Raw genomic sequence first — 10116 nt, 5'->3', positions numbered from 1 at the left:
CCATAACTGCTCCGCAAAAAGCAGTCTTGAATCAGAACCCGGCCCGCTTGGGAATCCCTTTTGTCAACACGGCCTAGTCGATTTTCTCGACGAACACGAGACGCCCCTCGTTACCGCCGTTGCTGCGGAGCAATATTTGTTTGCCAGAGGAATTTTGGCCCGCAAAACAATGGTGCAACTGAAATCGGCACTTATGCGCGGAGAAGGTCCGCTCGGTGCCGTAAAGACCGCCTTGGAAACTGGCGGGCTGGATCGGCGTGAGTGGCTTCGAGCACTTCAATACGCATTGGAGGCTTTCGAGGGGAGCAACGCGGAACGTTTTTCGACAGAGAACCACGGTGTCCTTGATTGGCGAAACGAGACCGTCAAATATATCCGAGCTTCACGCGGCTTTGTTTGCTTTAGCAAGAAGCAAGATGAGTTGGATCTCCTTAAAAAGGGTGCATGAAGCACTAGCTGCTTGGCGTCCCCTGCCATCACGCCTGTTGCTTACAAAGCTGCGCGCTGAAATGAATGAGCGCGGGATCGAAGTTCAGGACGATGCCATAGGAAACCCGGAAGTCGGTGCTGTTTGGTACCTCCGCCTTCTCGAGAAAGACGAGCCGGGTTTGCAAGCGCTGATCGATCGAACTGTAAGGCATCATTCGGAACAACTGCTTGATCAACTACTTCCACAGGTCAACGATTTTGCGGCGCGGCTACGGAAGATCGACGCAGGGAAAGACGCATATGATGTTGTGAAACGCAGGTTCGGCCTCGATCTTTCCAACGAAGCCGTACTTCTCACAGCGAAAGCTGGCCACAACGCCTTCATCGGCAGCAAGCCTTCCAAAAGCGCCCATGTCGATCTAGGACACATCCTACTCATCGGCGGAACATATTGGTTCTGTGCGACACCTGCGTGCGACATGGTTCCAGGGCAAGACCGCGGATCACCCCCAGACAAACTTCCTGAGCTCAAACGATTTACCGCGCTCAAGTTGATTGAGCATGGCGAGAACAAAGCTCTACGCGATGCCAATCGCGGCGGTCAGGTATTCGTAAACCTCCGCAACGGGGAGGGAACAGAGCGAAAGGCTTTCAGAGTCGCCGAGTCACTTGGCAGTTCTCCAACCTCAATGACTATGTATGTCGAAAACAACGGCTATCTTTCAGAAGGTCTGCCGCCTTTTTGCCGCGTGGTGCATGTCGGCGCCGAGACGAAACCTGATGGCACAATGGCCCCGGCTCTCGTCGAACAAACCGCGCTTGTCTGTGGAATGTTGCGATACGAGTATGCACTGGAAATTCAGTCGCGATACGTTGCCTCACAGGCTCGCATCGGCCGAGAATTCGAGGCGCATGAGCCGCAGGCGGCTGAAGAGAAATCGGACTAGGCGTCGGCGCATGGAACGAGTCTCTTCATCCACTTCGACATACGATCTAAGCGAAGATGCGACGGCGTATGATGAACTCTCGCACCTTCCTGTGGCAGCCGTGAGGAATCACGTTCCGCTGGCGATCGACGTTTTCTCGGGGGCTGGCGGTTTTTCCCTTGGTGCAATCCAAGCGGGTTTCGAAGTTCGTGCCGCCGTCGAAAACTTCGGACATGCAGCGGCCACCTACCGAAAGCAGATTAGGAATTTTACGGGGCGCAAAGTCGAATTTTTTGAAGAAGATATACTGAACTTATCGCCGCACAAAGTGATGGACGAGGGTGGCCTTGCGCCGGGCGACTGCGATCTTTTTCTTGGCGGCCCGCCATGCCAAGGCTTCTCCTCGCATCGGCTCGGGAAATCCGGAGTGAACGATCCGCGTAACGCGTTGCTTTATCGATATTTCCATTTTCTCGATGCGGTCCGACCACGGATGTTCCTGCTCGAGAACGTACCCGGTCTGCTGCAACCTAAGCATGCAGAATACCTCTCGACATTTCTCGGATTGGCGGAGGACAACGGATATGCGGTCCGGGAACCGATCATTCTAAATGCGAAGGATTTTGGCGTACCCCAAAATCGAAAGCGCGTGTTTATCGTCGGATACGATCCCAAGGCCGTTGAATTCGCCATTCCTTGGCCTCCGCACCCGACGCATGGCGAACCAGGAAAGCTGTCGGAGAGAGGTCCGCTGATGGAGTGGCGAACTTCGGCAGAAGTCTTTGCCGTTCCAGCGCCACCGAACGACCCCAATGACCACCATATGCAGCATCGGGCTGAATTGATCGAGGTTTTCCGCAGCACGCCCCCGAATGGCGGGTCTCGAAGCCAGTCGTTGAGAACTCTTCCCTGCCATATGCAGCATAACGGACACAAAGATGTCTACGGACGGATAGATCCTTCCAAGCCATCGCCTACCATGACCACGGCATGCATAAATCCGTCGAAAGGCCGGTTTGTCCACCCTACCGAACATCACGGAATTACCGCGCGTCAAGCCGCTCGGCTGCAGACTTTTCCAGATGACTTCCAATTTGAAGGAGGACTAATGGCTTCCGGCATACAGATTGGGAATGCCGTGCCAGTCGCTCTCGCCAAACATGTCGTCTCCCAACTCCGAAATGTTCTTACAAGCTCAACAGGCTGAGAAAGCGAATGATCCTGCCAAGATTCTATCTCTGAATGACTCGGAAGTATGTAGCTTATTGGCGCCCCCCCTTGGAAGCAGGCTATTAAATCTGTCGATCCGATCACCGGAATTCGGCCGTCTCGATACGCTCCAAGCCGCTTAAGGAAGCACATATTGTCTATCAACTGCTTGGGCTGGACGCCCTCCGAAAATGCGTGATGTCGCCCTCGCGATTTTGGAAGATCAGATAGAAAGATCGAAATCGAATCTTGAGCAATGGCGGCAGCCGATCGAACCCCTCTTATTTGAAACACTCCGCGCGATCGATCACGTTTTTTGCGAAGAACTGTTCGTGCCATCCGAAACTTGGAAGCAAACGAAGAAGGCACAAGTCGGCCTCTCGTCATGGGGGGTGAATAAGGCCCTCTCCCTTATGGTGCCGCCGCAGCTCGAAGGTGGACCTTTTCGCCTTTTTCCCAGCACGGGCCAGACCCAGCGACAGGCTAGCGAGTTGCTGCTCCGGTGTGGGATTCTTCAGCGCGCGGAAATGCTCTACGGCTGGCTTCAAGAGGGACTTCTGACCGCCAGGATCGACAAGCCATCCACCGCAATGCCGTCGGGCATTCAAACGATCCTTGTTCTCAAATCGGACCATCCTTCAATGTTCGGAGAAGTAGTTTCTCAGCGGAACAAGCGATGGGTCAGCGATTTTACGATCGAGCAGGACACCACTTGGGAACTTGATCTTCAAGACCGACATGCAGCCCTCGAAGCGGAGCTGGAGAAATCAGTTGGCTGCTTCGGCGGTTGGGGCATGTCCTACACAACGACCCGAGAAATCGATGATCATTTTTTGGAGTGCGGTCAGATATATCTGCGTCGTATGTGGAGCCAAGACTTGCTTGGGCGGGAGGACATCATCGGTGGCGAGCCATTCAATCATTATCTTGGTGTCCTGGCGGCCATTGCTGGCCGCGCGGAGAAGCATCTCTGTTTTAGCTCCATTCTCGCGCGGCGGCGTCCAGAACTCGATCTCCGCAACTTGCTAACGACGTTCGCGCACCGCGAGGAGTTCATAACTGGTCTCGCGGTTCACCTCGATGCCGAGACCGACCAGATTCGCAAACTGCTGGAACCATTGACGCTCAGCTCCGGCAATCTACATGACCACACCTCATCAGCGGACATCGCATGGACCCCGATTGTCCGTTCGAGCCAAGACTACTACATCCTCCCCATGTATGGGTTGGACACCAATCCGTTCCTGTTCCTACTCGCCGACCTGAGAGCGAGATACCCACAGGATTGGTTTCGTCTTGCAAATAATCGCGAGAAGCGTTGGTTGAACGATCTCAAGCTCATTTTTCCAGGAGACAGATGGTCACTAAATGACCGGAATCTCAAGTTACGTGAGGGCAAGAAGACGGTCACCGACCTAGACTTCATCGCTTACGACAAGGAACATAATGAGTTGGCTCTATTTCAGCTGAAATGGCAACACCCGGTCGGGATGGACAATCGCGCGCGTCGCAGCGCTGGTAAAAACCTGCTCGATCAAGGCAACGATTGGGTCGAGAGAGTTTTGGGTTGGCTTGGCAAATACGACATCTTCGAACTTGCGAAGCGTGCCGGGATGACCGTCAAGCCAGACGTTGATGTGAAGCTGTTCGTGATAGGTCGCTACAATGCATACTTTACTGGTTTCTCTGAACGCGACACCCGCGCTGTCTGGTCCGACTGGAACCATTTCATGAGAGTTCGTGTCGAAAATCCACGGGCCTCGATTAGCGAACTCGCCAAAATCTTGAGTAATGAAGCAGAGGAATTCTCCCGGTCATATCCGGGCGATTCATATATGCTTCCGCTAGACAGCTTGGCTGTCATCTTGAACCCTACGAGTGAGCCGCATTGAGCGAAATTGCGATGCCTTGAAGCCAAGGTCCGCTTCCCGAGAATTTGCGTTCATGCAACAGCGCTCAAAGTGATGCGTAATACAATCGCCCACTTTGCAAACAAGCATCAACAGCTTGCTTCACCTCTTCGAAGCTTGTCTAGGTTGTCGCTCCACCACTGAGCCATTTTCACACGCTCATCCCAGTAGTTCCCGCGATTGTAGACACCCCGGATCGCATTGCTATCACCATGAGCCAGAGCACGTTCGATGGCGTCGGGATGCCAGAGGCCGCTTTCGTTGAGCATCGTGGATGCCGTTGAACGCAAACCGTGCGCGGTCACTTCGTCCTTAGTGAAACCCATGCGGCGGAAAGCCGCATTGATGGTGTTCTCACTCATGGGCCGTTGCCGGGTGTGGAATGCCGGGAAGATGTAGCCCTTCCCGCCGGAAATCGACTTGAGCTCGCGGAACAACTCCAAGACCTGTCGGGACAACGGCACAACATGGGTCCGCCGCGCCTTCATCTTGCCTTCTGGAATCGTCCAGGTAGCCTTGTCCCAGTCGATCTCTTCCCACTCTCCGTGACGGAGTTCGCCAGGGCGCACAAAAATGTGAGGCGCGATCTGCAAAGCGAATTTCGTGATCGGGTAGCATTCGTAGCCATTGATGGCGCGCAGCAGTTGGCCCAGTTTTTCTGGTTCGAGGATCGCAGCGTAGTGCCGCGCCTTGGGCGAAACCAGCGCGCCTTTCAGGATTGATGTCGGATCAGTCTCACAAAGACCCATGGCTGCTCCGAACCGGAACACCCGACTTGCGAACGAACGGCACTTCTTCGCCGTTTCCAGATTACCCTTCGCCTCCAGCTTCTTGAGAGCCGCCAGCATCAGCTGCGGATCGACATCATTGAGTGGCATGTTGCCTACGGCAGGTTTGAGCAGATCGAGAAACCAGCGTGCCTTGCGAAGCGTGGCTTCGGCCCGCCCCTCCCGCACCATCTTTTCCTCGATGTATGTCTGCGCCACAGATGCGAACGTGTTCTCTGCACCGAGTTTGATTTGCGCCTTTTCCCGCTTGCGTTCGCGCATGGGGTCGATGCCATCGGCGATTGCGAGGCGCGCGCGATCCCTTTCGTGACGCGCCTGTGCGAGGCCGACTTCAGGGAAAGGGCCAATCGGCATCTTCTTTTCCCTGCCACCGAAGCGATACTTGAGATGCCAGAGCTTTGAGCCGTTCGGTTTCACGAGGAGGTACAGACCTCTCTCATCGCCCTTTTTGTAAGGCTTGTCCTTCGGCTTGAACCCGCGAACCTGCTGAGTCGTCAGAGCCATCCGGGGGCCTCACTCAGATTCACAAACCCACATGAGCTAAAATGAGCCCCCATTGAGGCCCCCAGTCGATGCAAAACATAGTGGAACAAAGCGGGACTCCAATCATCACGACCGGAGAAAAAATGGCAGAATTCCGCCATTTATGCAATATGTTTGGACATCGCTGAACGCTGAAATGGTGCCCAGTTTGGTCCTTCTGGTCGTGCTGTGCGGGCTCGCGTGGATGTCTTGGCGCGATGCGCGCGACTACGCAGCTTTCAAGAAGTTTGATTTCAGCGCGGACCGGGTGCGCTTCTACCGCCGATGGACTGTCGTTCCGATGGCGCTTTTCGGTGTCGGTGGGTTAGCCGTGCTGCTGACCTTCGGGAGACTGGACTCACTATACTCAGTGCCCGTTGAATTCGCGCCATTGATCGCTCCCTTCGAGGCAGTTTCGGAACCCGAAGGTTCCAGCTTTGAAACGGTGCTCGGAATGGCCAGTGGCTTGCTTCTAGGCCTTACCATCACGACAGTGGTCTGGCGTCGGCGGTTGAAGAAGATGTCACAACCGGTGGTCGGCGACATTGAAGCTCTTCTGCCGCGCAACGGAAAGGAGGTGGCATCCTGCATCCCTCTGGCTTTGAATGCCGGCATCAGCGAGGAAATCTTCTATCGCGTCGCCCTCCCGCTGTTGGTGCTGGAAGCTACCGGATCAATATCGGCGTCGCTGATGATCTCGATCGCGGCATTCGGATTGGCGCACTGGTATCAGGGTTGGAAGGGCGTTCTCGCGACCAGTGCGATGGGTGCGCTCTTCTTCTGGTTCTATCTCTCGAGCGGATCCGTCATCAAGCCGATTGCGATGCACGTGCTCATCGATATGATCGGCTTGGTGATCAGGCCTTTGGTTTCCCAGTATCTGGCTAGGCGACGTGCAAGTGCCGAGGCGAGTGAGGGGGCCTTGCCAGCAATGCCGGCAGGAGCAGCTACGGTTGTCGAGACGGAGGCAAGCACATGAACAACTCTGAGGACCCACGGGACGCACTGGCAGCTCTCGAGTCCACGAATGATCGTCTGGCGAGACGAATGAGGTGGCCGATCTGGAGGCATTTTGCTGGTGGATTGCTCATGACGCTGATGGTTGCGGCAGTAGCTCTCCCTCGTGATGTTGCGGCCGTGGTCTTCGTGACGGCAATGGTCCTGATGTTGTTGATTGTCCGGGACGATAAGAAGCGTCACGGCATGTTCGTGAGCGGATATCAACGAGGCAGGACCGTGTGGATCGTAGCAGCGATCATCGTTCTGAACCTATCCGCGCTGGTCATCGTCCTCACCCAGTTCGAGGACCCGACCGACGATCCATGGTTCTGGGTGACGTTGTCAATCGTCGCTCTCGGGACATCGGGACTCAGCTGGATCTGGGAACGGGTGTATCGCGCAGATGTGCGTGAAGGGAAGTTATGAGCGTGGGTCTCGACGAGATTTTCAACACTTCCGCGCGCCTGCAGATCGCAGCAATTCTTCTCCGCGCCGACGAAGCCGAATTCTCGGTCATTCGAGACGTCATCGAGGTGAGTGACTTGGCTCTTTCGAAACATCTCTCGACACTGTCAGAAGCGGGCTATGTATCGATCAAGAAAGCGCCGCGGAACGGCCGCCAGCGAACTTGGGCAGCGCTCACGTCGAAGGGCCGACGGGCCTTTCAGCAGCACGTGAAGGCGCTCCAGGAAATGATCACGGTAGCGGACGAGAAGATCGGTGAGACTGCTTCGGACTAGATGACGCTGAGGACAACTATGAAGCTGTCGAACTAGATGCCCAGGTCGCGGGGCAATTGGGCGGTTTGAGGCCGAAATGGCCGAACGGCGAACCTCTGCCCGTTCACGCCACTTTGGGCTTCCATTGCCAGTTTATGGTAGTGCGCTGGACGTCCGCAACAAAGGGCTGGAGCTTTTATAGAAAAGGACTCGCTGATTGTCTGCTTTTTGGGGCTTGCTTTCCGAAACCGGGCAGTCTGCTCCTGGCTCAATTCCAGCCATATGATTTAAGAAAGCCTCAATGGGCAGCTTCTGGGCCGAAAGGAGAATGTCCGGAACTATCGAACATTGAAAATAAGCAGACACCGGCCTCCTTCGCAGTCCCGTGATCCTATCGATCCCGAAATATGGAGCAACGAAATTCTGTTGGAAGACCGCGACTGCTCGGAAATCTGTTTCCTAGGATCTTTCTATCCTTTGAAACTCTGGAACCTTACGAAGCAACGCGGCACCGCCGTCCGAGCGCTTGTCGGGAGGCTCTAAACCATCTCGTGAGGAAATTCAGTTGCGAGCTTCGTTTTTATGTAAGGGGGGTGATGGAACAAAGCCTATCGCTTGCTGTTATTGAATGGCAATCAAAGAAAGGCATTTCATGCGCGCACTGGTCTGGCACGGCAAGAACGACATTCGTTGCGACACGGTGGAAGATCCCGGCATCGAGGATCCGAAAGACGTCGTCCTTAAGGTAACGGCGACCGCAATTTGCGGCTCTGACCTCCACCTGATGGACGGCGTGATGCCCGGAATGCAATCTGGTGATATCCTCGGACATGAATTTATGGGGGAGGTTGTTGAGATAGGCTCGGAAGTTACCCGGCTAAAGAAGGGCGATCGCGTGGTCGTTCCCTTCACAATTTCGTGCGGTTCTTGCTGGTTCTGCGAGCGAGACCTCTATTCCTGCTGCGACACCACAAATCGCACCGCCGAAAACGCTGTCGAGACGATGGGTCACGCTCCCGCGGGGCTATTCGGTTTCTCCCACCTCGTCGGCGGCTATCCGGGCGGGCAAGCCGAATACGTTCGCGTTCCGCATGCCGACGTCGGACCCATAAAGATCGAAAGCGACCTAGCGGATGACAAGGTTCTCTTCCTTTCCGACATCTTCCCGACGGGTTACCAGGCGGCCGAAAACGCGGTTAGCGAAGGTGACACAGTCGCTGTCTGGGGCTGTGGTCCCGTAGGCCTATTCACAATTCGATCCGCTTGGATGCTCGGCGCGAAGCGTGTCATCGCCATCGACGACGTGCCTGAGCGGCTCGCGATGGCGCAAAGCTACGGGAAGGCGGAAACCATCGATTTTTCACAGGAGGACGTTTACGAGCGACTGCAGGAGATGACGAACGGTCGCGGTCCCGACGCTGGTATCGATGCTGTTGGAGCGGAAGCGCATGGTAGCAACTGGGGTGCCTCGCTCGCTGAATCGATAGAGCTGCACACTACCGGGGCGCACGACCGGCCACATGTTCTCATGCAAATGGTAAAGTCTGTTCGGAAAGCCGGGAAACTTTCCGTGCCCGGTGTCTACGCCGGCCCGACCGCCTTTCCAATGGGTCCTTTCATGAACAAAGGTCAGACCATGAGAACCGGCCAGACCCATATGCAACACTATCTGGAGCCGTTGCTCGAACGAGTGCAAGCGGGCGAAATCGACCTTTCCGAAATAATCACACACCGTGGCACTTTGGAAAATGGCCCAGACTTCTACAAGACCTTTCGCGACAAGAAAGATGGTTGCGTAAAGTGCATCATGACCCCGAATTAGGAATGGGTATGAGAAAAGGGTCGGGTAGGTTTTGCCAACCGTGCTTGGGGTCTTCGCTAATTAGAGACGATAAATACCCCCGGTAGTATTCCTCTCGGACCGAGTATTAGAAATTGGAGAGCTAAATCAGATTAGGTGCCGGTCGAGCACATCCGTATTCCGCTGCGCGATGAATGCCATTATCTACAATTACTGGGGCAGTTAATTCGTCGCGGCAAAATAATTAGTGTGAGAGATGATAATTGCCGCTAGAAGGAACCTAATAGCAATAAGTATCACGACCAGTACCTCACGGCAATTTTGAATTTGTAGCTCACAGCGACCGCCGCAAAATGTGAAGTAAGCGCAGGAAGGTTTAACTTTCGATGTCCCTAAGCCATTTCAGCGACCCAGCTTCCATTCCTTTGAACTTGGGGTCATCCGCCAACGGGGCGACCAGAAGTGCCGCGCCATCCTTCAGTTGCCATTTAATCCGATGATACAGTTTTGAGCGGGTCAGTTCGCTCTGGATGAGATACAGTCCGTCACGCAATCTGATGCCGTCACCACACAAGTCGAGGTCCTTTGGACCATAATCCGGATCAAAGAACAGGAGATAAAGGTTCATCTGGTTATAAGTAGGCTGATAAGATGAAGTTACAAATTGAGTCTTAGCAGGCCGTACAAGCCAATCTCGCCGGGGGTGATGTGACCCCCTGATTTTCCTCCAAGTTGAATTAGAGTCCGGCCCTGACAGAAGGACGGACGAGATGAAGAGAACGAGGTTTTCAGAAGAGCAGATCATCGGAGTTC

The 10116-nt window shown here is 54.7% G+C and carries 10 protein-coding genes; 8 read left to right on the top strand and 2 right to left on the bottom strand.

From position 1 onward, the window contains the following. From Q0897_RS15630 to Q0897_RS15615, 4 genes are all read left to right on the top strand, one after another. On the top strand, window positions 1–448 hold a 448-nt coding region (locus Q0897_RS15630; protein WP_299310307.1), incomplete at its 5' end, for a hypothetical protein. Further along, complete coding sequence (locus Q0897_RS15625) at window positions 417–1376, top strand: hypothetical protein (RefSeq protein ID WP_299310305.1); 960 nt, start codon at window positions 417–419, stop codon at window positions 1374–1376. The genes Q0897_RS15630 and Q0897_RS15625, both read left to right, overlap by 32 nt. 10 nt (window positions 1377–1386) lie before the next feature. Further along, on the top strand, window positions 1387–2562 hold the full coding sequence (locus tag Q0897_RS15620; RefSeq protein ID WP_299310303.1) for a DNA cytosine methyltransferase: 1176 nt from the start codon (window positions 1387–1389) through the stop codon (window positions 2560–2562). A 193-nt stretch (window positions 2563–2755) separates the two neighbouring features. Next, window positions 2756–4456 carry a hypothetical protein gene (locus Q0897_RS15615; RefSeq protein WP_299310301.1) on the top strand — a complete coding sequence of 567 codons (1701 nt, stop codon included), beginning with the start codon at window positions 2756–2758 and terminating at the stop codon, window positions 4454–4456. A gap of 107 nt (window positions 4457–4563) precedes the next feature. Here Q0897_RS15615 and Q0897_RS15610 read toward each other — a convergent pair whose 3' ends face one another. Further along, entirely contained in the window at window positions 4564–5766 is a 1203-nt protein-coding gene (locus Q0897_RS15610; RefSeq protein WP_299310299.1) for an integrase arm-type DNA-binding domain-containing protein, read from the bottom strand. A 142-nt stretch (window positions 5767–5908) separates the two neighbouring features. Here Q0897_RS15610 and Q0897_RS15605 point away from each other — a divergent pair, with 142 nt between their 5' ends. The 4 genes from Q0897_RS15605 (at window position 5909) to Q0897_RS15590 (ending at window position 9324) form a co-directional block, all read left to right on the top strand. Next, window positions 5909–6763 carry a CPBP family intramembrane glutamic endopeptidase gene (locus Q0897_RS15605; protein WP_299310297.1) on the top strand — a complete coding sequence of 285 codons (855 nt, stop codon included), beginning with the start codon at window positions 5909–5911 and terminating at the stop codon, window positions 6761–6763. Between the two features lie 110 nt (window positions 6764–6873). Continuing rightward, on the top strand, window positions 6874–7209 hold the full coding sequence (locus Q0897_RS15600) for a hypothetical protein (RefSeq protein ID WP_299310295.1): 336 nt from the start codon (window positions 6874–6876) through the stop codon (window positions 7207–7209). After that, the gene (locus tag Q0897_RS15595; RefSeq protein WP_299310294.1) at window positions 7206–7523 is read left to right on the top strand and encodes a transcriptional regulator; all 318 of its coding nucleotides are present in this window, start codon (window positions 7206–7208) and stop codon (window positions 7521–7523) included. The genes Q0897_RS15600 and Q0897_RS15595 overlap by 4 nt, the downstream gene beginning before the upstream one ends. A gap of 631 nt (window positions 7524–8154) precedes the next feature. Further along, window positions 8155–9324, top strand: a complete 1170-nt coding sequence (locus Q0897_RS15590; protein ID WP_299310309.1) for a zinc-dependent alcohol dehydrogenase — start codon at window positions 8155–8157, stop codon at window positions 9322–9324. A 355-nt stretch (window positions 9325–9679) separates the two neighbouring features. On the opposite strand, the gene Q0897_RS15585 is transcribed toward Q0897_RS15590, so the two are convergent. Then, window positions 9680–9931, bottom strand: a complete 252-nt coding sequence (locus tag Q0897_RS15585) for a hypothetical protein (RefSeq protein WP_278321848.1) — start codon at window positions 9929–9931, stop codon at window positions 9680–9682. Between the last annotated feature and the right edge of the window lie 185 nt (window positions 9932–10116).

The sequence above is a fragment of the uncultured Croceicoccus sp. genome (assembly GCF_947496385.1).
Lineage (GTDB): Bacteria > Pseudomonadota > Alphaproteobacteria > Sphingomonadales > Sphingomonadaceae > Croceicoccus.
This window is presented reverse-complemented; position numbering and strand designations above follow the sequence as displayed.